The following is a 22829-nucleotide window of genomic DNA, read 5'->3' on the forward strand; positions in this document are numbered from 1 at the left end:
GCAAGATGGCCGCTTGCATAGCCTACTTACGTCGTAGCCTGGTCGTTAAGCCGGGCGAGGCTTTCCTGGCGTCCCAGGACGTCCAAAACCTCAAATATACCGGGTGACGTCGTGCGCCCGGTCAGCGCCGCGCGCAAGGGCTGGGCAACTGCGCCGAGCTTAAGACTGTTTTCCTCGGCAAAGGTGCGGAGCGCGGCCTCCGTCGAGGCGCCACTCCAGGTCTCGACATTCTCCAGCGCGGAATGCAGCTGGCCGATCAGCTTGCGGTTCTCAGGCGTCAGCAGCGCCGCCGCCTTGGCGTCGAGCTGCAGCGGACGGTCGGCGAAGATGAAATAGGCGCCGTCGATCAGCTCGAGCAGCGTCTTGGCGCGCTCTTTCAGGGCCGGCATGGCCTTGAGAAGCTGGGCCCGCGTGGTGTCGTTTAACTTGGCCTTAATCTCGTCGCGGGCGGGCACGACATGATCCAGCACGTCCTCGAACATCTTCACGAGCGATTGATCGTCGGCGTGGCGGATGTAGTGGCCGTTGAGGTTTTCCAGCTTGGCGAAGTCGAACCGGGCAGCAGCGCGGCCGACGCTGGCGAGGTCGAACGCGGCGATCATCTCCTCGGTCGAGAAGATCTCCTGGTCGCCATGGCTCCAGCCGAGCCGGACGAGGTAGTTGCGCAGCGCGGCCGGGAGGTATCCCATGGCACGGTAGGCGTCCACGCCGAGCGCGCCGTGCCGCTTGGAGAGCTTGGAGCCGTCAGGTCCGTGGATCAGGGGGATGTGCGACATGCTCGGCAACGCCCAGCCCATGGCATCATAGATCTGCTTCTGGCGCGCGGCGTTGATCAGATGGTCGTCGCCGCGGATCACGTGGGTGACGCCCATGTCGTGGTCGTCGACGACCACCGCGAGCATGTAGGTCGGATTGCCGTCGCCGCGCAACAGCACGAGATCGTCGAGGTTCTCGTTCTGCCAGACCACGCGGCCCTGCACCTGGTCCTCGATCACGGTCTCTCCGGTCTGCGGCGCGCGCAGGCGGATGGTCGGCTTGACGTCGGATGGAGCCGTCGCCGGATCGCGGTCGCGCCACATCCCGTCATAGAGCCGGGTGCGCCCTTCCGCGCGCGCCTTCTCGCGCATGGCGGCAAGCTCCTCGGCGGTGGCGTAGCAGCGATAGGCCTTGCCGTCGGCGAGCAGCTGCTCGGCCACCTCCCGGTGGCGGGCGGCGCGGCTGAACTGGTAGATGACCTCGCCGTCCCAGCCGAGCTCCAGCCACTTCAGCCCGTCGAGGATGGCGCCGATCGCGGCCTCGGTGGAGCGCTCACGGTCGGTGTCCTCGATCCGCAGCAGCATCTTGCCGCCGTGCTTCTTCGCATAGAGCCAGTTGAACAGCGCCGTGCGGGCGCCCCCGATATGGAGGAAGCCGGTCGGAGAGGGCGCAAAGCGCGTGACAACGGAATCGGTCATTCTTGGCAGGGCCTATGCATTGGAAGCGGTGGTGTATAGCAGGTACGGGACATAACTAAAGCCCGGCGGCGGACGGCTTGAGGCCTTGCTTAGCCCTTGGCGGGGCCACGCGAATTTGGCAGAAGGACCGCTGATTTCCCTACAGGATTTTAGGATGAGCACAGAACCGGTGGCGAGTGAGGGTGGGCGCGATTTCATTCGTGACATCATCCAGGCCGATCTCGATCAGGGCAAATACAAGGAGATCGTGACCCGGTTCCCGCCGGAGCCGAACGGCTACCTGCATATCGGCCATGCCAAGTCGATCGCGCTCAATTTCGGCATCGCCCAGGAATTTCCCGGCCGCTGCCATCTGCGCTTCGACGACACCAACCCGGTCAAGGAAGAGCAGGAATATATCGATTCCATCCAGGCCGACGTGCACTGGCTCGGCTACGATTGGGGCAAGAACCTGTTCTACGCCTCGGACTATTTCGATCGCTTGTATGAATGGGCGGAGAAGCTGATCCGCGACGGGCTGGCTTACGTCGACGACCAGTCCCAGGAGGAGATCCGCACCTCGCGCGGCACGCTGACCGAGCCCGGCAAGAACTCGCCGTTCCGCGACCGCAGCGTGGATGAGAATCTCGACCTGTTCCGGCGCATGAAGGCGGGCGAATTCCCGAACGGCGCGCGCGTGCTGCGGGCCAAGATCGACATGTCCGCGGGCAACATCAATCTGCGGGACCCCGTGCTGTACCGCATCCTGCATGCGCACCATCCGCGCACCGGCACCAAGTGGAGCATCTATCCCAGCTACGATTACGCCCACGGCCAGTCGGACGCGATCGAGGGCATCACGCATTCGATCTGCACGCTGGAGTTCGAGGATCACCGCCCGCTCTACGACTGGTTCATCGAGAAGCTGCCGGTGCCGTCCACGCCGCATCAGTACGAGATGGCGCGGCTCAATTTGACTTACACGCTGCTGTCCAAGCGCGTGCTGACCCAGCTCGTTCGCGACGGCCATGTCGCGGGCTGGGACGATCCGCGCATGCCGACCATCGCGGGCATGCGCCGCCGCGGCGTGCCGCCGGCGGCCTTGCGCGAATTCGTCAAGCGCATCGGCGTCGCCAAGGCGAACAGCGTCGTCGATGTCGGCATGCTGGAGTTCTGCATCCGCGAGGAGCTGAACCGCACGGCGCAGCGCCGCATGGCGGTCCTGAAGCCGCTCAAGGTCGTGATCGAGAACTATCCGGAAGGGCAGAGCGAGGAGCTCGAGGCGATCAACCATCCCGACGATCCCAGCGCCGGCACGCGCAAGATCAATTTCGGCCGCGAGCTCTATATCGAGCAGGACGACTTCATGGAGAACCCGCCCAAGAAGTTCTTCCGCCTGTCGCCGGGTAACGAGGTGCGGCTGCGCTACGCCTATTTCGTCAAATGCACCGGCGTGATCAAGAACGACAAGGGCGAGGTGGTGGAGCTGCGCTGCACCTATGATCCCGCGACCAAGGGCGGCAACGCGCCTGACGGTCGCAAGGTCAAGGCGACCATGCATTGGCTGCCGGCAGCAACCTCCGTGCCCGCCGAGATCCGCGTCTACAACCAGCTGTTCGCCAATCCAAGCCCGGACGCCTCGAATTTCACGGCCGACCTCAATCCGAGCTCGCTGGAGATCCTCTCCGACGCGCGGGTCGAGGTCTCGGTTGCCGAGAGCAATTCGACCGAGCCGATGCAGTTCGAGCGCCAGGGCTACTTCGTGCGCGACAAGGACTCGACGCCCGCCAGACCGGTGTTCTCGCGCACCATCGGCTTGCGCGATACGTTCGCCAAGGAAGTCGCCAAGGGTTGAGAGGCGAGCATGAGCAGTGAGGCTGACGCCATCGTTTCCGCGATCATCGCGAAATGGTGTGCCGGCTTCGCGACGCTCGATGCGGCCGCACTGTCGTCGCTTTATGCGAAGAACGCATTCTTCTTCGGCTCCAATCCAAGACTCTATCGGGGAAGGGACGGCGTCGCAGACTATTTCAACGGCCTGCCGCGCTGGCGCAAGCCGAGCGCGCGTTCTCCGAGGTGGAGGCGGCGCAGGCGGGGCCGGACCTCATCAACATGGGCGCCAACATCACGTTCGGCTTCGCCGGCGAGCGTTCCGGTCTCGCCGTCAAGATGAGCTGGGTCATCATGCGCGAGGATGGCGACTGGAAGATCGTCAATCACCACGCCTCGGCGAAGGAACCGCTGATCTGACGCGGGGGCGGCACACGGTATCGTCATTCCCGTGAGCGAACGAACCTGCCTCCGCTGCGTTGGGCGTGGATCCCAACAAGGACACCACCCATGCAGAACATCGCAGAGCATATGGACGTCATCGGCGCCGACGGCGTTCACGTCGGCACCGTCGATCGCGTCGAGGGCAACCGCATCAAGCTGACCAGGAAGGACAGCGGCGAGGGCAGCCACAAGGGGCATCACCATTTCATCGACAAGGGCCTCGTCGCTGGGGTCGAGGGCAACAAGGTTCGGTTGTCGGCCAACGCCGAGGTGGCCGTGACGATGGAAGAGGAAAAGTAGAAACCCAGCGCCTTCGTTCCTGATCCGTACCGCTATTCGGCGGCCTGCACGTTCCGGTAGTCTCTGCGCCCATCTAATATCGCAGGGGTTGCCGGGGAATGGCGGAGCAGGGCCGGTCCGTACGCTCTCAGGGTCTGGCCGGGACCTGGCCGGCAGGCCGGATCGCATCGGCCGGCGGCTTCGTGCCGGCGGGCTTTGGCGCCTGGCCCGCAATCGTCGGGACGCTGCGGGAATGGGCTAAGGCGGAAGCCGGCGCCGGGCGGCTGTTCCCGTGGGTGCCCATCGCTTTCGGCTGCGGTATCGCGCTCTACTTTGCCGCCGATCACGAACCGGTGCTGTGGGTCGCCGCGACCACGGCTCTGGCGCTGACGCTTGGTGCGATCCTGTTGCGGCGGAGCCGGCTGTTTGCACCCACGATTCTGATCGCAGCCGTCGCGGCCGGCTTTGCCCTGGCGACCTGGAAGACAGCACGCATCGCCCACACCGTGCTCGCAAAGCCGCTCTATTCGGTGTCGCTGTCGGGCTTCGTCGAGACCCGCGACATCCGCGAACGCACCGACCTCTTCGTGCTGCGCGTCACCGCGATGGAGGCCCAGCGCAGCGACGTTACGCTCGATCGCGTCCGCCTCTCCGTGCGCAAGGGGACGGCGCCCGATGTCGGCAGCTTCGTGCAGTTGAAGGCGCGGCTGATGCCGCCGCTCGCGCCGCTGCGGCCCGGCAGCTACGACTTTTCGCGCGACATGTTCTTCCAGGGCATCGGCGCGTCCGGCTTTGCGATGGGCGCAATCACGGTGTCCGCCCCTGCCGATGTCGGCGGCTGGGGCTTGCGTTATTCCGCTTTCATGCAGGGCCTGCGCGATGCGATCGACGCACGCATTCGTGCCACGCTCGATGGCGACAACAGGGCGATCGCGACCGCGCTCCTGACCGGTCGCCGCGATGCGATCACCACGCCCGTCAACGACGCGATGTTCATCTCCGGGCTGGGCCACGTCCTCTCGATTTCCGGTTACCACATGGCCGTCGTCGCCGGTGTCGTGTTCTTCACCGTTCGTGCGCTGCTGGCGCTGATCCCGGGCCTTGCGGCCGGTTTTCCCATCAAGAAATGGTCGGCCGCAGCCGCGCTGGCCGCGTCCGCATTCTATCTGCTGCTCTCGGGCGCGGAGGTCGCAACCCAGAGATCGTTCTTCATGACCGCGGTGGTGCTGATCGCGGTGATGGTGGATCGCCGCGCCATCACGTTCCGCACGCTGGCGGTGGCTGCGCTGATCGTGCTCGCGGCCGCACCGGAAGCGCTGGTGCATCCGAGCTTCCAGATGTCGTTCGCCGCGACGCTCGGCTTGGTGGCGCTGGTGCAGATCGGCATGCCGAACCTGTTTGCATCTCCCGATCATTCGACGACTGCGCGGATCGCGCTGTGGGGCGGCCGCGAGATCGCGATGTTGTTCATGGCCTCGATGATCGCGGGGCTCGCCACTACGCCTTACGCCGCCTTTCACTTTCATCGCGTCACGCCCTACGGCGTGCTCGCCAATCTCGCTGCGATGCCGGTGGTCTCCGCGCTGGTGATGCCGGCCGGGCTGTTGGGATTGCTCGCAGCACCATTCGGACTGGACGGTGTGTTCTGGTGGCTGATGGGGATTGGCATCGACTGGATGATTGTGGTCACGCGCTGGGTGGCGGCATTGCCAGGCGCGGTCGGCCATGTCGCCGCCTTCGGTACTGCGCCGCTGGTTGCTGCGAGCCTCGGCCTCGTCCTGATGGGCCTGCTGCGCACGCCGCTGCGCTGGTCGGGTGCGCTCGTGCTCGTGGCGGCAACGATCTGGGCCCTGTCGGTTCGGCAGCCCGACATTCTCGTTGCCGGTAACGGCCAGAACGTCGCGGTGCGGGGCAGGGACGGGCAGCTGCATCTGATCAGGACGAACAAGGACGCTTTTCTGCTCAAGGAGTGGCTCGCGGCCGACGCTGACCCGCGCGATGCCGGCAGTGCCGCGCTCGGTGACGGGGTGTCGTGCGACGAGTCCGGTTGCGTGGCGCCACTCGCCGATGGTCGCATGATCGCGCTGGCGCTGCACAGCGATGCGCTGGCCGATGATTGCACTCGGGCCGCGCTGGTGGTGACATCAAGGCCGGCACCGCCGGATTGCGCCGCGATGGTGGTCGATCGGCCGCGTCTTGCGCGACAAGGCGCGTTGGCGCTGACGCAGCGCGGCGACGGTTTCGCGGTCCAGTCGGTAAGGGCGAGGGGCGCAAACCGCCCCTGGTCGCCGGCGGCAGCCGGCGAAGGAGATTTCGAACTGACCCTCATGCCACGGTCGGCGGCGCCACGCGCTCGGGACGCAACTCCGTCGGAGGCCGACTTCCAGGCCGAGGACTAAAACCGGTCTTTCAGCCGATCGGCAGACGCGGCGGTGTCGGACGACTGTCGGCGATGATCTGCGGCTTGTGCTCGCGCTCGCCGAGCGGCTGGGTCACGGGCAGTTGCAGAACGGTGGCGCGCTGGCCTTCGACGAGCTGGGTCACCAAGACATATTTGCCATCGGGGAATTCGATCGCGTCGTGATGACGATCGGGAACGTGCGGATCGATCTTGCCGAACTTGCCGACGCGCGAGTTGACGGTGCGCGTCCAGATCCACCTGTTGTCGTAGCGGACGTTATCGGCGAAGGCGAGCTCCGTTCCCGGCAGCAGGCAGACCGCGACGGACATGTCGGCTTCGGAGGCGAAGCCGCGTGTCGAGGTGCCGCGGAATGTTGTCGTGACGATCGTCTCGCCGACTTCTGCGGGACGCGTTGCGACGGCATGCAGGCTATAGTCACACATCGGGTGCTCCTCTATCAGGATAGCAACCCGCGCCTCTGTCCTGGAGGCACAGGCCTCTATCAGAGTGTAAGTCTGCGAGGCTCTGCTTGGTTGTAGGCAAATCTGCGGCTTGGGTCCGCTGGCGATAATCACAATATCTTTCCCGAACGCCTAGGAACAAAGCCTGCTCCGGTGCATTCGGCGGACCTTCTGCATCAATATCCGCAGCATCAATGTCCGGCCGGTGCCGACCAGCCCGAATATGGCCAGGCCGACTGCTGGACGGAGTTGAGGGCGTTGCGGGATTGCTGGCTTGTCGCTTGCTGCGCCTTGCGGAGGTGATGCTGCGGTTGCGCGGCGAAGGCATTCGGCGCTGACGCGGCGATCAGCGCGGTCGTGACGGTGCTCAGGATGATCTTGCGCATGGTGGTCTCCTCGGTCTCAAGGCCTTTGAAGCAATGAAGGCTTCGCTTCGTTGCAGCCTGCCGAGGATTTAGCGCTGGAGAGATGGCCGGATAATCTGTGCAAAACCAGAAAGACTATACAGCCGGAGCGGACAATCGTCCGCTCCATCGTTTGCTCGCGCGAGAGCGCTTAGTACTTCCGGTACAGCCCGATCAACTTGCCCTGGATCTTCACCCGGTTGGGCGGGAGGATCCGGACTTCATAGGCGGCATTCGCCGGCTCGAGCGCAATGGAGGCGCCGCGGCGGCGGAAGCGCTTCAGGGTGGCTTCCTCGTCGTCGATCAGCGCGACCACGATATCGCCGGTGTCGCAACTCTCGTTGCGTTGGATCAGCGCCATGTCGCCGTCGAGAATGCCGGCATCGACCATCGAATCGCCGCGCACTTCGAGTGCGTAGTGCTCGCCTGCGCCGAGCATGTCCGGCGGGACGCTGATGGTGTGGCTGCGGGTCTGCAGCGCCTCGATCGGCGTACCAGCCGCGATGCGGCCCATCACCGGCACTGCGACGGGGCGCTCGCCCTCGTCGGCGGGCGGGCTCGATGTCGTGCGCACCTTGCCGAGATTGCCCTCGATCACGCTCGGGGTGAAGCCGCGGCGGTTGCCGGCGGCGGCCTGGAGCTCGGGCAGCTTGATCACTTCGATCGCGCGGGCGCGGTTCGGCAGGCGGCGGATGAAGCCACGCTCCTCGAGCGCGGTGATCAGGCGGTGGATGCCCGACTTCGAACGCAGATCGAGCGCGTCCTTCATCTCGTCGAAGGAGGGCGGCACGCCGCTTTCCTTCAGCCGCTCGCTGATGAACCGCAGGAGCTCGTATTGTTTGCGCGTTAACATCTCGACCAAAATCCCCCTGACGATGTCGTTCGATTCCGAGACGCTGAAGTCAGCGACAAGCCGTTACATGCTCGAAACAAATCATGAACGGACACTATATGTTCGATACATGTTCCGCAACTGCTTAATTTACCGTGAACGCGACAAAGTTCGCGGAACGGTTGCGAACTCTGTGTTCAAACAGGCAGTCGCAGCACCTCGCAAGGCGCTCCCGCTTCGGCCTTGGGCGCGAACGGCGGGCGCACGAGAAGTGCCTGTGCCGCAGCGAGATTCGCAAGCAGCGAGGAGTCTTGATGATCGACGGGAACGGCGATGAGCGTGCCATCGTCGCGTACTTCGAGACGCGCGCGGAGGTAATCCTCGCGCTGGTCGTTGGCGCGGACATCGCGCCCGAGCACCGCGCGTTCACGGCAGTGATGAACCAGCGAATGGCCTGAGAGCGCGCGAATCAGCGGCACCATGAACAGGAAACCGCACACGTAGGATGACACGGGATTGCCAGGCAGGCCGATCACGCGCATGGCCCCGAGCCGCCCGTGCATCATCGGCTTTCCCGGCCGCATCGCGATCTTCCAGAACGCCATCGAGGTGCCTTCGTCCTGGAGCGCCTGCTGCACCAGATCGTGGTCGCCGACCGAGGCGCCGCCGGTCGTGATCAGGATGTCGGCGCCGGACTGGCGCGCGCGGCGGATGCCCGCGGTGGTGGCTTCGAGCGTATCGGCGGCGACGCCAAGGTCGATTGTGTCGGCGCCCTCGCTGCGGGCGAGCGCGTGCAGGGCATAGCCGTTGGAATAGACGATCTGGCCATGACCGGGGGTGGTGCCCGGCATCACCAGCTCGTCGCCGGTGGCGAGGATCGCGACCTTCGGACGGCGGCGAACGGGAAGCTGCGGGTGGTTCATGCCGGCTGCGAGCGCGAGCCCGCGATCGGTCAATCGGGTCCCCTGACGGAGCAGCACGTCGCCTTCGTGAAAGTCGATGCCTGCGGGGCGGATGTGCCGGCCGCGAGTCGCAGCCTCTTTGATCGTGACGCGCTTGCCGTCTGTGACCGTGTCCTCCTGGATGACGACGGCGTCCGCGCCATCGGGAACGACGCCGCCGGTGAAGATTCGTACCGCTTCACCAGCGCCGACAGCTCCCGCGAAGGGCCGTCCGGCCGCGACCTCTCCAATGACGGTGAGCTGCGCGTCCACCCTTGCCGCGTCTGCCGCGCGGACGGCATAGCCATCCATCGCTGACATCGCTTGCGGCGGTTGCGTGCGCCGCGCCGCGACATCGCGCGCAAGCACGCGATGGAAGGCCTCATCGAGGGCAATCATTTCTTCCGGCAGCGGCTCCGCGCCGCCAAGCACCGCGGCGAGCGCGTCGGAAACCGGCATGAGGGCCACGGGTGAAAGCTCCTGCTTGGGCGAGGCAATGATCACGTTGCGGCAAGCGTTCTAGCCGAGAGCGCGCCGCGAGGCAAAATGGTAAGCGGGCGCTGACGTGAGCTACTTCTGCATCAACAGCCGCACCAGCTCGGCCTGCCGGCTGACGCCGGTCTTGTCAAAAATCTTCGACAGATGACTGCGCGCCCGGCGTCCTGCCGACGCTGAGCGGCAACAAAGGATTGCGCGGCGCCCAGCCAAGCAGATCGTGCACGCGGGCGGGATCGATGCGCGGCGACAGCAGGCTCGAAAGACCGTTGCCGGGGCGTAGATGCCAAACAGTACGCGACCGCCTACGGCTCATCGATGCGCTCCATCACGCTCGACCAGCGCCCCTGTTCGACCGCAGCGTCGTAGATCGCCCCCACGAGGTCCAATACGGCGTCCTTCGAAAGCACGCCGGCGCGCATTTCAACCTCCACGAGTTGCAATGCAGCATAGGAGCGCAGTTTCAGAGCGGGAACAAGCAGAGAAAGGCGGCAATCAGGCGTTGTTGCCGCGGAGCCGCATGCCTTTGGCCGTCACGCCCGTGCGGATCACGACCTCGTCGGATCCACGTTCGACGTCACGTCCGGTGCTTGGAGCCCTTGATCCCTGTCGGGCATCGGATCGGCCTGGGCCTTCAGATCGGCAGCCTTGCTGATCAGCTTGGCGGAAAGCTCAGAATCCGAGGTGGTTCTGGCGAATTTCATCAGCAGGGAGGCCTGCCTGGTGAGATAGGTTTTGCCCAACACGTCGATACGTCCGTCCGATGTAGAATTCCCAACGGACTCATGAGTCCCGGAAGCAGGCATTCGTTCCCGGAACTCTGTATAAAAATGCACAAAGTGAGTTGGTTCCACATCTTTGGGCGAAATAGTTCCTGCAGCCGCCGCCCTGAAAGATCGGAGCCGCCAGATCAGATCCCCAGCTCCTTCAGTGCATGCCCGACGTCGAGGGGCGACGTCACGTGCACGGCCTGCAATCCGCGGGCCCGCGCGCCTTCGATGTTCTCGGCAAGGTCATCGAAGAACACGATCCGGTTTGCCGGTATGCCCATTGCGGCGACGACATGGTCGAAGGCTTCGGCGTCCGGCTTGCGCAGGCCGATGCTGGAGGACAGATACATCTCGCGGAAATGGCCAAGCAGGTCGGCATATTCCTTCGAGAAATGGTCCACATGGGGCCGATTGGTGTTCGAGAACGCATAGAGCGGCATCCGTTTCGCCGCGCGCGGCAGCAGCTCCGCGATCTCGGGCATCTCGCCGGCGAAGATCGCATTCCATCCCTCGAGGAATTGCGCATCCGAAATGCCGATGCCGAGCGAGGCGCGCAACGAGGCGAAATAGTCCTCGTCGCTGAGCTTGCCGACCTCGTGCAGCCGATAGGCCTCGCTGTCGCGCACATAGCGCGCGACGATGGCTTCGGGCTTGCACCCCGCGTGTTGTGCCCAGCAGGCGATCGCCTTGGAGAAATCGATGTCGAGCACCACGCGCCCGAGGTCGAACAGAAGCGCATCCGCGCTGCCGGGAGAAAGCGAAGTCATTGCGTCAGTACCGGTAAGGCTCGTGGTCGAACAGCGGGAACGCGCTGAACACGCTCGGCGCGTTGGTTGCTGTGGCCGGGTGCAGGCAGGATTTGTTGACCTCGGCGAACGAGGTGGCGCCCAGCAGACCGAGGCAGCGCAGCACCTCGTCCTCCAGTAGTTCCAGCATGCGCGCCACACCAGTTTCGCCGGCGGCGGCCAGCGCCCAGCATTGCAGCCGGCCGATGCCGACGAGGTCGGCGCCGGCGGCGATCGCCTTGACGATGTCGGTGCCGCGGCAGATGCCGCCGTCGACCATGATCCGGGCGCGACCCTTCACGGCATCGACGATCTCGGGCAGCACATGCATGGCGCCGCGGCCGTGATCGAGCTGGCGTCCGCCGTGGTTGGAGACGTAGATCCACTCGACGCCGTGATCGACCGCGATCTGCGCGTCCTCGGCCGTGGCGATACCCTTGAGTATCAGCGGAATCCTGAACTTGTCCTTGATCATCTTCACGGTCCGCCATTCCAGTCCCTTCTGGAAATCGCCGCCGGTGGCGCGCAGGCGGCTCTCGCGTACATAGCGCTTGGCAATGTCGCGCTCGCGTCGGCTGTAATGGGCGGTGTCGACGGTCAGGCAGAAGGCCGCATAATTGGCCTTCTCGGCGCGGCTGACGACGTCGGCAACGAACGCGTCATCGCCGCGGACATAGAGCTGATACATGCGCAGCGCATCGGGAGCGGCTTCGGCGGTCTTTTCCAGGCCTGGCTCGGAGACGGAGCTGAGCATGTGCGACGCCCCGAAGCTGCCGGCGGCGCGTGCAACGCTCGCCGCACCGTGCGGATCGAAGATCTCCAGCGCGCCGACGGGCGCGAGCACCACGGGCAGGCGCATCCTGCGGCCGAACTGCTCGACCGAGCCGTCGACCTTCCGCACGTCGCGCAGCACGCGCGGGCGGAAGGCGATCTCGTCCAATGCCATCCGGTTGCGGCGCATCGTGGTTTCGGTCTCGGCCGCGCCGACGATGTAGTCCCAGGCATTCTGGTTGAGATTGGCGCGGGCCTTTCGGATGAACTCGTGCAGGTTCTGGAACGGCTCGTTGCTGGCGCCGAGTTCGACGTTCCGTTCCGGCCGGAGCGCTTCGTTCATTGTTGTCCTCCCGAGAATTTGAAGCCTTATGCCATCGCCTATCCGGTTCGGCCCTCCAAAACCATCCTAAAATCGCATAGCTGCGAGGCGTGGCTCGGCGGCCGATTCCCGCTCTCCCGGGGCCGGTCTTCCGAACGTTGCCAAATGTTTAGGTTCAGGGCGAAGGGATTTTTACCGCGTACCCGCCGGCGTGGCAGGCCGGCCTTGAAGAAACCAGAATGATATTGTGAGAACCGGCTTGGATCGCCATTTGCATGGCGGCTGCCAAGCCTCAAAAAGAACCGCTAAGCGAAAAGGCCACCCATTCCATGCGGAAAACCCTGCTGTTCCCCCTGGGCGCGCTCACCGGAGCTTGCCTGACCCTCCTCGTATCCGGTCCGCAGGGCGGGCTGTGGGCGGCACGGGCGGCGGCGGGTACGGATGATGCCTATTCCCAGCTCAACCTGTTCGGGGAAGTGTTCGAGCGGGTGAAGGCGAGCTATGTCGAGAAGCCCGACAATGCCAAGCTGATCGAAGGCGCGATCACGGGCATGGTAACTTCGCTCGACCCGCATTCACGCTACATGAACGCCAAGGCCTGGACCGAGATGCAGGAGACCACCTCCGGCGAATTCGGCGGGCTCGGCATCGAGGTCACGATGGAGGAGGGCCTGGTCAAGGTCGTCTCGCCGATCGACGACACGCCGGCGTCCAAGGCCGGCATCATGTCCGGCGATCTCATCAGCAAGATCGACGGCGACGCGGTGCAGGGCATGACGCTCGAGCAGGCCGTCAACAAGATGAAGGGACCGGTCGATACCCAGACCAAGCTCACCATCTTGCGCAAGGGCGCCGACGCCCCGCTCGATGTCGCGATCAAGCGCGAGATCATCCATGTGCGCCCGGTGCGCTTCCACGTCGAGAACGGCGACATCGGCTACATCCGCATCACCTCCTTCAACGAGCAGACCACCGATGGCCTGAAGAAGGCGATCGCCTCGATCTCCAAGGATGTCCCGCAGGACAAGCTCGTCGGCTACGTCGTGGACCTGCGCAACAATCCGGGCGGCCTGCTCGACCAGGCCGTGTCGGTGTCGAGCGCGTTCTTGCAGCGCGGCGAGGTCGTCTCGACCCGCGGCCGCAATCCCGAGGAGACCCAGCGCTTCACCGCCCATGGCGGCGATCTCATCAAGGGCAAGCCGCTGGTGGTCCTGATCAACGGCGGCTCGGCCTCGGCCTCCGAGATCGTGTCCGGCGCGCTGCATGACCACAAGCGTGCGACCCTGATCGGCACGCGCTCGTTCGGCAAGGGCTCGGTGCAGACCATCATCCCGCTCGGCGCCGGCAACGGCGCGCTGGCGCTGACCACCGCGCGCTACTACACGCCGTCGGGCCGCTCGATCCAGGCCCAGGGCATTGCGCCCGACATCGAGATTCTCCAGGACGTCCCGCCCGAGCTGAAGGGCCGGATGGACACCATGGCGGAGTCGCAGATGCGCGGCCATCTGCAGGCCGCCGACGGCAAGGAGCAGACGGGCTCCCAATCCTACGTTCCGCCGGAGGAGAAGGACGACAAGGCGCTGCACGCTGCCTTCGACTTCCTGCACGGCGTCACCGTCAATGCAGCGGCCGCGAAGCCGGCCCCGAAGACGACGGTGCCGAACTAGGCTTAGTGGCCCTTGCGCGCTTAAGAGATCGCCCGGGAGTGGATGTCCACTCCCGGGTGAATTCGTTTCAGCCGAGCTGCGCCGGACGCGCTCTCTTGTGAAGTCTAGCCCGCCTCGCGGCGCCTACCTTCACTGCCGCCACGCTGCGCGAGGCGGCTGCGGTGGAGCGCGAACAGCTCCAGCACCTTGTCGGCCGGCTTTGCGGCGCTGAACAGATAGCCCTGCATTTCGGTGCAGCCGAGCGCGCGCAACAGCCGCTGCTGCTCCTCGGTCTCGACGCCTTCGGCCGTGGTCGCCATGCGGCGAGCGCTGGCGAGATTCACCACGGCCTGCACGATGCTGGCGGAGCCGTCGGGGCCGGCGATGTCGCTGACGAAGCAGCGATCGATCTTGATCTTGTCAAACGGGAAGCGATGCAGATAGCTCAGGGAGGAGTAGCCGGTGCCGAAATCGTCGAGCGCGATGCGGACACCGATGGCGCGAAGCTGGTGCAGGATCGCAAGCGCGGTGTCGTCGTCGCGGATCAGCACGGCCTCGGTGATCTCGAGCTCGAGCCGGCTCGCCGGCAGGTTGGAGGCGGCCAGCGCCGCCATGATCTTCAGCGCCAGGGTGCCGCTCTTGAACTGCACCGGGGAGACGTTGACAGCGAGGCGGATGTCGTCGGGCCAGCCGGCCGCGTCGCGGCAGGCGGTCGCCAGCACCCATTCGCCGATCTCGTTGATCAGCCCGGTGTCCTCCGCGATCGGGATGAACTCGGCCGGCGAGACCATGCCGCGTTCGGGATGACGCCAGCGCACCAGCGCCTCGCAACCGGTGATGCGATCGTCCTTGAGGCTCAGGCAGGGCTGGTAAAAGACTTCGAGCCCGCCGACAGCGATGGCCTGGCGAAGATCGTTTTTCAGCTGGCGCCGCTGGCGCACCTTGGCGTCCATCTCCGGCTCGAAGAAGCGATAGGTGCGGCGGCCGGCGGATTTGGCGGCGTACATCGCCATGTCCGCATTCTTCAGGAGCTGGTCCAGCGCGGTGCCGTGTCCCGGCGCCAGCGCGATTCCGATGCTGGCATCGGTGGTGAGGTGATGGCCCATGCAGTCGAACGGCGCACGGATCGAGGCGAACACCCGTGCAACGAGCTCGCTGACCTGGTCCTGCGAGGACACCGCGCTCTGCACGATCGCGAATTCGTCGCCCCCGAGCCGTGCCACGAAGTCGGTCGGGCCTGCGCAGCGGCGGAGGCTCTCGGCTACCGATTTCAACAGCTCGTCGCCGACGAGATGGCCGAGTGCGTCGTTGACGCCCTTGAACTCGTCGATATCGATGTAGTGCACCGCGAGCTCTTCGCCGTCCGCTATGGCGGCGAGCTCCGCGCGCAGATGTTCGTGGAATATGGTGCGGTTCGGCAAATCGGTCAGCGCGTCGTAGTGCGCGAGGTGGGTGATGCGTTCCTCTATGCGGCGGCGTTCGGTGATATCCTCATGGGTCGCGACCCAGCCGCCATCGGCGAGCGGCTCGTTGACGATCTGGATCGAGCGGCCGTCGGCGGTATCGAAAACCATGGAGTTGCGGACATGGATGTCGCGCAGCACGAGGGCGACATACTGGTCCACGTTGCCGATGAACGAGCCGGTTTGCTTGCGGTGCGCGATGATGTCGCGGAAGCTGCAGCCCGGCTTCACGACCTCCGGCGCCAGCCCGTACATTTCGATATAGCGCTGGTTGCACACCACGAGCTGCTGCGAGGCGTCGAACAGCAGGAGGCCCTGGGTCATGTTGTTGACGGCGCGGTCGAGGCGCTGCTTCTCCAGCGTCAGCCGCTCCCGTGACATGCGGTGCTGCTCCAGCAGTTTGCGCACGATCGCGATCAGCACGCCGGCGATGGCGAGCGCGGAAGCGCCGGCGATGGAGATCAGGATGCCGATCTGCTCGCGCCAGTCCGTCAGGGCCGCCGCCCGCGTCGTCGTGGCCATCATCAGGATCGGGAAATGGGGCAGGGCACGCGCGGAGATCAGCCGGTCCTCGCCGTCGACGGGACTGACAAATCGGCCGGCAAAGTGATCCAGGCCGAAAACCCTCTGCTGCTCGAACGAGCCGGTCTTGAAGTTTCGCCCCATCAATTCGCTGGAATGGGGATAACGGGCGAGCAGCGTTCCGTCCCGGTGCAGCATCGAGATCGTCGCGCCTTCGCCGAGCACGACGGAGGCGAAGAACTTCTCGAACCCGGCAGGCTCGATGCCGCGTCCGACGACGCCGAGGAATTCGCCGTTCGGTCCGACGATCTTGCGCACGATCAGAATCGTCCATTGGCCGGAGATCCGGCTGTGAAGCGGCTCGATCAGAACGTCGGGCGCCTGAGGATCGTATTTGAACGTACGAAAATAGGCACGATCGGCAACGTTCACTTTCGGAGACGGCCATGTCATGGACGAATTGATCACGTTGCCTTCGTCGTCAATGACGTTGACGCCGCCGATATCAGGCAGCGCTTCGATTTTCGAGCGCAGCATCCGGTGGGTGTCCTGGCCGGCGAGGCGTTTGCGATAGTCGTCTGCATCGGCGACGCCGATGGCCCGCACGTGATCGACGAAATCCCTCTGGATGACAGCGAAGTCCTGGAGTTGCTGATCGAAATGATGGGCGAGCAGCAGCACGGTGTTCTCCAGCTCGCGGCCGGAGTTGCGCAGCGCGCGCTCACGGAAATTCTGCGCCATCAGCACCGCGCCGACGGCGATCGCCGCGATCAGGAGTGTGCCGCCCACCACGAGCCAGCGGATCGGTCCGCTACGCACGAAGGCGTGGTCAAGCAGGCGACTGCCGTATCCCGTCATCATGTCAATCGTTGCCGTGCACACGTCAGGGTCATCAAGCGATCCCTGTAACATCCGTCGGTTTACGGGGATGATGTGGAGGTGACGTTAGGAAGTACGGTTAATGCGCCCTGAACCCCGGCACGCAAATGCGCTGGACGCGCATGGCGCACGGACCCCGCAAGCGGTCGCGCTGAGGGAATCGACCGGCACGTCGAAGTGAGAGATCAGGCGCGGTAGTGGCCGGACTTGCCGCCGAGCTTCTCGACGAGGTGGATGCCCTCGATGCGCACGCCGCGCTCCACCGCCTTGATCATGTCGTAGATGGTGAGGCAGGCGACCGAGACGGCCGTCAGCGCCTCCATCTCGACGCCGGTGGGGCCGGTCACCTTGACGCTGGCGCGGACGACGCAACCCGGCAGCTTCGGATCTGGCGCGATGTCCAGAGTAACCTTCGACAGCGCCAGGGGATGGCAGAGCGGGATCAGCTCCGAGGTACGTTTCGCCGCCATGATGCCGGCGATGCGCGCGGTGCCGAGCACGTCGCCCTTCTTGGCATTGCCTGAGATGATCAGATCGAGCGTCGCCTGTTCCATGACCACGCGCCCTTCGGCGACGGCGAGCCGCTCGGTCGCGGCTTTGGCCGAGACGTCGACCATCCGCGCCTCGCCGGAGGCGCCGATATGGGTGAGGGCAGGGCTCGCCCTCTTCGAAGGCTTGGACTTCGCGGGCTTACGCGCCATGTCAGCGCGTGCCTGTGGCGCGGGGCTTGGTCTCGCGCGCGAGCAGCGTGCGCGTCGCGGCAGTCACGTCGGCCTGCCGCATCAGGCTCTCGCCGACCAGGAAGGTCGACATGCCGACGCGCTCGAGCCGGGCGAGGTCGCCAGGCGTGAAGATGCCGCTCTCGCCGACCATCAGCCGTTCCCGCGGGATCAGCGGCGCCAGCATCTCGCTGGTCGCAAGCGTGGTCTCGAACGTACGCAGATTGCGGTTGTTGACCCCGATCATCGGCGAGCGCAGCTTCAGCGCCCGGTCGAGCTCGGCGCGATCATGGATCTCGATCAGCACGTCCATGCCATAGGCGATCGCGGCGTCTTCGAGGTCCTTGGCGGTCGCATCATCGAGCGCGGCCATGATGATGAGAATGCAGTCGGCGCCATGGGCGCGCGCCTCGACGACCTGATAGGTGTCGAACAGAAAATCCTTGCGCAGAACGGGGAGCGAGGTCGCCGCGCGCGCCGCCACCATGAAGTCGAGATGGCCCTGGAACGAGGGCGTGTCCGTCAGCACCGACAGGCAGGCCGCTCCGCCGGCTTCGTAGGCCTTGGCCAGCAGCGGCGGATCGAAATCGGCGCGGATCAGCCCCTTGGAGGGCGAAGCCTTCTTCACCTCGGCAATCAGGGCGTAGTCGCCATTGGCGTGCTTGGCCCTGATCGCGCGCACGAAGCCGCGGGGCGCGCCTTGCGCCTTGGCTGTCGCTTCGACGGCGGAGAGCGGCTGGGCGCGCTTGGCCGCCGCGATCTCCTCGCGCTTGTAGGCTTCGATCTTGCTCAGGATATCCGACATGACAGGCTCAGCTGTTCGAGACAGCGATCAGATGCTTCAACCGCGCGTTCGCCGCCCCGCTGTCCAGCGATTTCGCGCCGATCGCGACGCCCTCCTTGAGGTCCCTGGCGCGGCCGGCGACAATGAAGGCGGCGGCGGCGTTGAGCAGCGCGACGTCGCGATAGGGGCTCGGCTTGCCATCGAGCACGTTTTGCAGGGCGATCGCATTGGCGTCTGCATCGCCGCCCTTGAGGGCGCCTGGCTCGCAGCGCGACAGGCCGGCGTCCTCGGGCGTCACCTCGAAACTCCTGATGTCGCCGTTGTGGAGTGCAGAGACGAAGGTCGGGCCGGTGAGGGTGATCTCGTCGAGACCGTCGGAGCCGTGCACCACCCAGGCGGATTCGGAGGCCAGATTCTTCAGCACCTGCGCCAGCGGCTGCACCCATTGCCGCGAGAACACGCCGACCATCTGCCGCTTGACGCCGGCCGGATTGGACAGGGGGCCGAGCAGGTTGAAGATCGTGCGGGTGGCGAGCTCGACCCGGGTCGGGCCGACGTTCTTCATCGCGGGATGATGAGCCGGCGCGAACATGAAGCCGATGCCGCATTCGCGCACGCAACGCCCGACCTGCTCAGGCCTGAGGTCGATCTTCACCCCGAGCGAGGCCAGCACGTCGGCGGCGCCCGAGCGCGATGACAGCGCGCGGTTGCCGTGCTTGGCGACCGGCAGGCCGGCGCCCGAGACGATGAACGAGGCGCAGGTCGAGACGTTGACCGAGCCGGAGCCGTCGCCGCCGGTGCCGACGATGTCGACGGCATCGGCGGGCGCGTCGACGGTGAGCATCTTCGAGCGCATCGCCGTCACCGCGCCGGTGATCTCTTCCACCGTCTCGCCGCGCACGCGCAGCGCCATCAACAGGCCGCCCATCTGCGAGGGCGTGGCCTCGCCGGACATCACCGCGTCGAAGGCGGAAGCGGCTTCCTCACGCGACAGGCTGGCGCCGGTCGCGACTTTTCCAATGATCGATTTCAGGTCGTCCATCGCGTGCTTTCAACCTACTGGTTCGCGCCGGTCACTTGCGCGAAGGCGGCCTGATTAATGGTGGTCCCGATCTCGGTTTCAAGCTTGTTGACGTAGGAGGCGACCTGCTCGTCTATCAGCGACCGGTCGATGCCCTCCTTCAGCTTCTTGACCGCGTCGGAGGCGATATCGACCGTGGGATCGACGATGTCGGTGACGCGGTAGACGATCACCTCGGTGCCGCCGGTCACGGGCGCCTGTCCGACGCCGTCCTTGGCGGTGCGGAAGGCGGCCGCCACGATGTTCGCGGGCACGCCGGCCGGGGTATCGTCGCGCTTGAAGCCGCTGGCAGTCTCGACCTTGGCGTTGATCGCAGCGGCTTCATCGGCGAGCTTGCCGCCGGCTTCCAGCTTCTGCACCATCTCGGTCGCCTTGGTCTTGAGCTTGGCGGCGATCTGGTCCTGGCGCCAGCGAGCCTCGACCTGGTCACGGACCTCGTCGAGAGTGCGGTCGCGCGACGGCGTGATGGCGAGCACGTCGTACCACACATAGCCGCCCTTGTAAGAGATCGGGTCGTTGTCGACGCCGACGTCGCTGTTGAAGGCCTGCGAGACCACGTCGAGGCCCTGCGGAATGTTGTCGACGGGCTGCCCGTTCGGTGCGCGCCCGGAGCGGTCGACGGCGTCGATCGTCACGGCGGTGATCCCGAGCTTCTGGGCGGCATCGGCGACGCTCGTGCCGGCGCCGCGCTCGTCCTCCATCTTGTCGCGGAGCTCGCCGACCTTGGTGCGCGCGCGCCCGGCGGCGATCTCGCGCTTGATGGCAGGGGCCAGCGTCGCGTAGTTCGCTTCGGTCCCCGGTTCGATCTTGTCCACCTTGACGATCGAGACGCCAATCGGGCCCTGGATCGGTTGGCTGATTTCGCCAACGGGAAGCGCGAAGGCGGCATTGCCGACCGCGGATTCGAGCGAGGATTTGGTCACGAGCCCAAGATTGACGTCCGATGGGCTCAGTCCCCGTTCCTTGCCGAGGTCCTCGAAGGAGAGCCCGCCGACCAGGCGCTCTCGCGCGGCCTGCGCCTCCGCAAGGTTGGGGAACACGATCTGCTCGATCTGCCGCTTTTCCGGCGTACCGAGCTGGTCCTTGCGCTGGTCGAACAGCTTTTTCGCCTCCTCGTCGGAGACGTCGGTCCACTTCGCGATGTCCTCCGGCGAGATCATTGCGAACACGATCTTGCGGTATTCGGGCGCGCGGAACTGGACCTTGTGGTCCTCGAAATAGGCGGCGAGCGCCTCAGGCGAGGGGGCCTCGATCTGGCCTGCCTGTGCGGCATCCAGTCTGACGAACTCGATCGAGCGCTGCTCGTTCTGGAAACGCGTCGCCACTTCGAGCATGACCTTCGGCGGCTCGAGACCGGCACCGATCGTGCCGGTGATCTGCCGGCGCAGCGCCACCTTGCGCTGCTCGGCCACGTAACGCTGCTCGGTGTAGCCGAAATTGCGGATCAGGCCCTGGAAACGGTTCGCATCGAACTTGCCGTCGACACCCCTAAAATTCGGGTCGTTCATGATGAGTTGGCGGATCTGGTCGTCGGACTCACCGAGCCCAAGCTGGCGCGCGTTTTCGTCCAGCGCAGCTTCCGCGATCGTCTGCTGCAGCACCTGGCGGTCGAGGCCGAAGGCACGCGCCTGGTCGGGGGTGAGCGGGCGGCCGAACTGGCGGCCGATCTGCTGGAGACGGTCGGTGTAGATCTGGCGGAACTCGTTCAGCGAAATCTCGCTGTGGCCGACCTTGGCCAGTGTGGACTGCCCGAAGCCCCGGAAAATGTCGGCGATGCCCCAAATGCCGAAGCTGATGATCAGCACGCCCATCACGACGGCCATGATGGTCTTGCCGACCCAGTTTGATGAGGCCTTGCGCATTCCTCGAAGCATTTGGTCCAACTTGTTTGGCAGGAGGGAACGGGAGCGCGTCTTAATGCAGATTCCGCAAAAGCGCGTCACCAAATTGATATGCCATCATAAAGTGGCGGCTTTCCCCCCGCAACCTCGCCTCAGGCCGCTGCTCCAGGCTGCGTTAAAGGGCTCCGGGTCTCTGGAACTGCTGCTGTACCTCTGCTAGCGCATGCACAAACCTCAATTTGCTGGAAACTGACATGACCGATGCCCTCCGACCGCTGATCGCCGGCAACTGGAAAATGAACGGCCTGAAGGCCGCGGCCGCCGAATTCGACGCCATGCTCAATGGTGCGGCAGGGGTATCAGGCAAGGCCGATCTGCTGGTCTGCCCGCCGGCGACCCTGATCGCGGCTTTTGCCGATAAGGCGCGCGGCAAGAAGGTCGCGGTGGGAGCCCAGGATTGCCATCCCAAGGCCTCCGGCGCCCATACCGGTGATGTCGCGGCCGAAATGCTGGTTGACGCGGGCGCGACCGCCATCATCGTCGGCCATTCCGAGCGCCGCGCCGATCACGGCGAGGGCGATGGCCTGATCCGGCAGAAAGCGGAGGCCGCCTGGCGGGCGGGGGCGATCGCGATCGTCTGCGTCGGCGAGACCCAGGCCGAGCGCGATGCCGGCCAGACCCTGGACATCGTCCGCGGCCAGCTCAGCGGCTCGCTTCCGGACGGCTCGACCGCCGCCAATCTGGTCGTGGCCTATGAGCCGGTCTGGGCGATCGGCACGGGGCTCACCCCAACGGCCAAGGATGTCGAGCAGATTCATGGCTTTATCCGGGAACTCCTGACCTCCAGGTTCAAGGCGGAGGGAGCCAGGATGCGGATCCTCTACGGCGGCTCAGTCAAGCCGTCGAATGCGGCCGAGCTGATGGCGGTGAAGAACGTCAACGGCGCGCTGGTCGGCGGCGCCAGCCTGAAGGCGGCCGATTTCCTTGCCATTGCTCAAGGCTGTCCTAACTAAGGGCTGTCCTAACCAGGGGGCAGCCCTTGGCCAAGCGTAAAGCGCGGACCGTGGGCGATCGGGGGTGGCAATACCCCTTCCGATCGTGTAACACCGCGCAACTTCAGGAAAACCCGCGAAGCGCGATCGGCCGCCGTCAGGCGCCGCCCGCTTGTGACGGAAGGATACTATGCAGACCGTTGTCATCGTCATCCACCTCATGATCGTTGCCGTCATGATCGGTGCCGTCCTGCTCCAGAAATCGGAAGGCGGCGGCCTTGGCATGGGCGGAGGCGCCGGCTTCATGTCGAGCCGCGGCACTGCGAATCTTCTGTCGCGGACCACCGCGGTTCTCGCTGCCGGTTTCTTCCTGACCAGCCTGTTCCTGTCCTGGTACGCCGGCTACAACCGCGCGCCGTCCTCCATCATCCAGCCGGCGTCGCAGACCCAGCCGGCCGGCGGCGCCCCGATTGCTCCGCCGACCTCGGGCGGTATCCTGGACACGCTGAAGAAGGCGGACGAACAGCAGCAGCAGGCGCCGGCAGCGCCGAGCGGCCCGCAGGTGCCTCGCTCGCAATAAAGCAGGGGGGCCATGCAGGGCGGCGGCTACCGTCCTGCATCAACAATCCCCATCAAGGCACTGTCACCACTCTTTGTTTTGGCTCACCCACAGGCCCGCAGATTCTTTGGGGCGCAATACGAATCGCTTTGGCGAATCGGGTTTTGGGGATTAG

20 protein-coding genes and 1 pseudogene are annotated in these 22829 nt (G+C 65.3%); 7 read left to right on the forward strand and 14 right to left on the reverse strand.

The window, feature by feature from the left end; translation table 11 throughout:
* Positions 1 to 26: 26 nt before the first annotated feature.
* Complete coding sequence (gene gltX / locus IF809_RS23375) at positions 27 to 1454, reverse strand: glutamate--tRNA ligase (protein WP_453978722.1); 1428 nt, start codon at positions 1452 to 1454, stop codon at positions 27 to 29.
* 154 nt (positions 1455 to 1608) lie between these two features.
* Here gltX and IF809_RS23380 point away from each other — a divergent pair, with 154 nt between their 5' ends.
* The 4 genes and pseudogenes from IF809_RS23380 (at position 1609) to IF809_RS23395 (ending at position 6385) form a co-directional block, all read left to right on the forward strand.
* Entirely contained in the window at positions 1609 to 3288 is a 1680-nt protein-coding gene (locus IF809_RS23380; RefSeq protein WP_462838688.1) for a glutamine--tRNA ligase/YqeY domain fusion protein, read from the forward strand.
* A gap of 9 nt (positions 3289 to 3297) precedes the next feature.
* Positions 3298 to 3683, forward strand: a pseudogene (locus IF809_RS23385) (nuclear transport factor 2 family protein).
* Positions 3684 to 3773: 90 nt separating this feature from the next.
* Positions 3774 to 4007, forward strand: a complete 234-nt coding sequence (locus tag IF809_RS23390; protein WP_453978725.1) for a DUF2171 domain-containing protein — start codon at positions 3774 to 3776, stop codon at positions 4005 to 4007.
* A gap of 98 nt (positions 4008 to 4105) precedes the next feature.
* Positions 4106 to 6385 carry a ComEC/Rec2 family competence protein gene (locus IF809_RS23395; RefSeq protein WP_462838689.1) on the forward strand — a complete coding sequence of 760 codons (2280 nt, stop codon included), beginning with the start codon at positions 4106 to 4108 and terminating at the stop codon, positions 6383 to 6385.
* Positions 6386 to 6395: 10 nt separating this feature from the next.
* Here IF809_RS23395 and IF809_RS23400 read toward each other — a convergent pair whose 3' ends face one another.
* From IF809_RS23400 to IF809_RS23435, 8 genes are all read right to left on the reverse strand, one after another.
* Positions 6396 to 6830: a hypothetical protein gene (locus tag IF809_RS23400; RefSeq protein WP_128966473.1), complete on the reverse strand. Its 435-nt coding sequence runs from the start codon at positions 6828 to 6830 to the stop codon at positions 6396 to 6398.
* A gap of 209 nt (positions 6831 to 7039) precedes the next feature.
* Complete coding sequence (locus IF809_RS23405; protein ID WP_453990740.1) at positions 7040 to 7234, reverse strand: hypothetical protein; 195 nt, start codon at positions 7232 to 7234, stop codon at positions 7040 to 7042.
* Between the two features lie 169 nt (positions 7235 to 7403).
* Positions 7404 to 8105: a transcriptional repressor LexA gene (gene lexA, locus IF809_RS23410; protein ID WP_128966471.1), complete on the reverse strand. Its 702-nt coding sequence runs from the start codon at positions 8103 to 8105 to the stop codon at positions 7404 to 7406.
* 176 nt (positions 8106 to 8281) lie between these two features.
* Positions 8282 to 9493: a molybdopterin molybdotransferase MoeA gene (locus tag IF809_RS23415; protein WP_453978727.1), complete on the reverse strand. Its 1212-nt coding sequence runs from the start codon at positions 9491 to 9493 to the stop codon at positions 8282 to 8284.
* Between the two features lie 157 nt (positions 9494 to 9650).
* Positions 9651 to 9836 carry a hypothetical protein gene (locus tag IF809_RS23420; protein WP_462838690.1) on the reverse strand — a complete coding sequence of 62 codons (186 nt, stop codon included), beginning with the start codon at positions 9834 to 9836 and terminating at the stop codon, positions 9651 to 9653.
* 232 nt (positions 9837 to 10068) lie between these two features.
* On the reverse strand, positions 10069 to 10266 hold the full coding sequence (locus IF809_RS23425; protein ID WP_462838691.1) for a hypothetical protein: 198 nt from the start codon (positions 10264 to 10266) through the stop codon (positions 10069 to 10071).
* Between the two features lie 164 nt (positions 10267 to 10430).
* The gene (locus tag IF809_RS23430) at positions 10431 to 11057 is read right to left on the reverse strand and encodes an HAD family hydrolase (protein WP_462838692.1); all 627 of its coding nucleotides are present in this window, start codon (positions 11055 to 11057) and stop codon (positions 10431 to 10433) included.
* Between the two features lie 4 nt (positions 11058 to 11061).
* Entirely contained in the window at positions 11062 to 12189 is a 1128-nt protein-coding gene (locus tag IF809_RS23435) for an alpha-hydroxy acid oxidase (protein WP_462838693.1), read from the reverse strand.
* Positions 12190 to 12497: 308 nt separating this feature from the next.
* On the opposite strand from IF809_RS23435, the gene IF809_RS23440 reads away from it, so the two are divergent.
* Complete coding sequence (locus IF809_RS23440; RefSeq protein ID WP_128966465.1) at positions 12498 to 13835, forward strand: S41 family peptidase; 1338 nt, start codon at positions 12498 to 12500, stop codon at positions 13833 to 13835.
* A gap of 104 nt (positions 13836 to 13939) precedes the next feature.
* Here IF809_RS23440 and IF809_RS23445 read toward each other — a convergent pair whose 3' ends face one another.
* From IF809_RS23445 to IF809_RS23465, 5 genes are all read right to left on the reverse strand, one after another.
* Positions 13940 to 16660: a bifunctional diguanylate cyclase/phosphodiesterase gene (locus tag IF809_RS23445; protein WP_462838694.1), complete on the reverse strand. Its 2721-nt coding sequence runs from the start codon at positions 16658 to 16660 to the stop codon at positions 13940 to 13942.
* Positions 16661 to 16863: 203 nt separating this feature from the next.
* Positions 16864 to 17379, reverse strand: coding sequence for a cyclic pyranopterin monophosphate synthase MoaC (gene moaC / locus IF809_RS23450; protein WP_462838695.1), 516 nt, complete (start codon positions 17377 to 17379; stop codon positions 16864 to 16866).
* A gap of 1 nt (position 17380) precedes the next feature.
* Complete coding sequence (trpC, locus tag IF809_RS23455; RefSeq protein WP_453990748.1) at positions 17381 to 18202, reverse strand: indole-3-glycerol phosphate synthase TrpC; 822 nt, start codon at positions 18200 to 18202, stop codon at positions 17381 to 17383.
* Positions 18203 to 18209: 7 nt separating this feature from the next.
* Positions 18210 to 19223, reverse strand: a complete 1014-nt coding sequence (trpD, locus tag IF809_RS23460; protein ID WP_462838696.1) for an anthranilate phosphoribosyltransferase — start codon at positions 19221 to 19223, stop codon at positions 18210 to 18212.
* 14 nt (positions 19224 to 19237) lie between these two features.
* On the reverse strand, positions 19238 to 21136 hold the full coding sequence (locus IF809_RS23465; RefSeq protein ID WP_462838697.1) for a SurA N-terminal domain-containing protein: 1899 nt from the start codon (positions 21134 to 21136) through the stop codon (positions 19238 to 19240).
* Between the two features lie 221 nt (positions 21137 to 21357).
* On the opposite strand from IF809_RS23465, the gene tpiA reads away from it, so the two are divergent.
* Together tpiA and secG are read left to right on the forward strand one after the other, a co-directional pair.
* A complete protein-coding gene (tpiA, locus tag IF809_RS23470; RefSeq protein ID WP_462838698.1) occupies positions 21358 to 22116 on the forward strand; it encodes a triose-phosphate isomerase in 759 nt (252 codons plus the stop codon).
* Positions 22117 to 22285: 169 nt separating this feature from the next.
* The gene (secG, locus tag IF809_RS23475; protein WP_128966458.1) at positions 22286 to 22675 is read left to right on the forward strand and encodes a preprotein translocase subunit SecG; all 390 of its coding nucleotides are present in this window, start codon (positions 22286 to 22288) and stop codon (positions 22673 to 22675) included.
* The last annotated feature ends 154 nt before the right edge of the window (positions 22676 to 22829 follow it).

The sequence above is a fragment of the Bradyrhizobium sp. UFLA06-24 genome (assembly GCF_054967145.1).

Coding starts and splice junctions, on each gene's coding strand:
- gltX (WP_453978722.1), bottom strand. CDS start 1,454: ATGACCGATTCCGTTGTCACGCGCTTTGCGCCCTCTCCGACCGGCTTC.
- IF809_RS23380 (WP_462838688.1), top strand. CDS start 1,609: ATGAGCACAGAACCGGTGGCGAGTGAGGGTGGGCGCGATTTCATTCGT.
- IF809_RS23390 (WP_453978725.1), top strand. CDS start 3,774: ATGCAGAACATCGCAGAGCATATGGACGTCATCGGCGCCGACGGCGTT.
- IF809_RS23395 (WP_462838689.1), top strand. CDS start 4,106: ATGGCGGAGCAGGGCCGGTCCGTACGCTCTCAGGGTCTGGCCGGGACC.
- IF809_RS23400 (WP_128966473.1), bottom strand. CDS start 6,830: ATGTGTGACTATAGCCTGCATGCCGTCGCAACGCGTCCCGCAGAAGTC.
- IF809_RS23405 (WP_453990740.1), bottom strand. CDS start 7,234: ATGCGCAAGATCATCCTGAGCACCGTCACGACCGCGCTGATCGCCGCG.
- lexA (WP_128966471.1), bottom strand. CDS start 8,105: ATGTTAACGCGCAAACAATACGAGCTCCTGCGGTTCATCAGCGAGCGG.
- IF809_RS23420 (WP_462838690.1), bottom strand. CDS start 9,836: ATGAGCCGTAGGCGGTCGCGTACTGTTTGGCATCTACGCCCCGGCAAC.
- IF809_RS23430 (WP_462838692.1), bottom strand. CDS start 11,057: ATGACTTCGCTTTCTCCCGGCAGCGCGGATGCGCTTCTGTTCGACCTC.
- IF809_RS23435 (WP_462838693.1), bottom strand. CDS start 12,189: ATGAACGAAGCGCTCCGGCCGGAACGGAACGTCGAACTCGGCGCCAGC.
- IF809_RS23440 (WP_128966465.1), top strand. CDS start 12,498: ATGCGGAAAACCCTGCTGTTCCCCCTGGGCGCGCTCACCGGAGCTTGC.
- IF809_RS23445 (WP_462838694.1), bottom strand. CDS start 16,660: ATGATGACGGGATACGGCAGTCGCCTGCTTGACCACGCCTTCGTGCGT.
- moaC (WP_462838695.1), bottom strand. CDS start 17,379: ATGGCGCGTAAGCCCGCGAAGTCCAAGCCTTCGAAGAGGGCGAGCCCT.
- trpC (WP_453990748.1), bottom strand. CDS start 18,202: ATGTCGGATATCCTGAGCAAGATCGAAGCCTACAAGCGCGAGGAGATC.
- trpD (WP_462838696.1), bottom strand. CDS start 19,223: ATGGACGACCTGAAATCGATCATTGGAAAAGTCGCGACCGGCGCCAGC.
- IF809_RS23465 (WP_462838697.1), bottom strand. CDS start 21,136: ATGCTTCGAGGAATGCGCAAGGCCTCATCAAACTGGGTCGGCAAGACC.
- tpiA (WP_462838698.1), top strand. CDS start 21,358: ATGACCGATGCCCTCCGACCGCTGATCGCCGGCAACTGGAAAATGAAC.
- secG (WP_128966458.1), top strand. CDS start 22,286: ATGCAGACCGTTGTCATCGTCATCCACCTCATGATCGTTGCCGTCATG.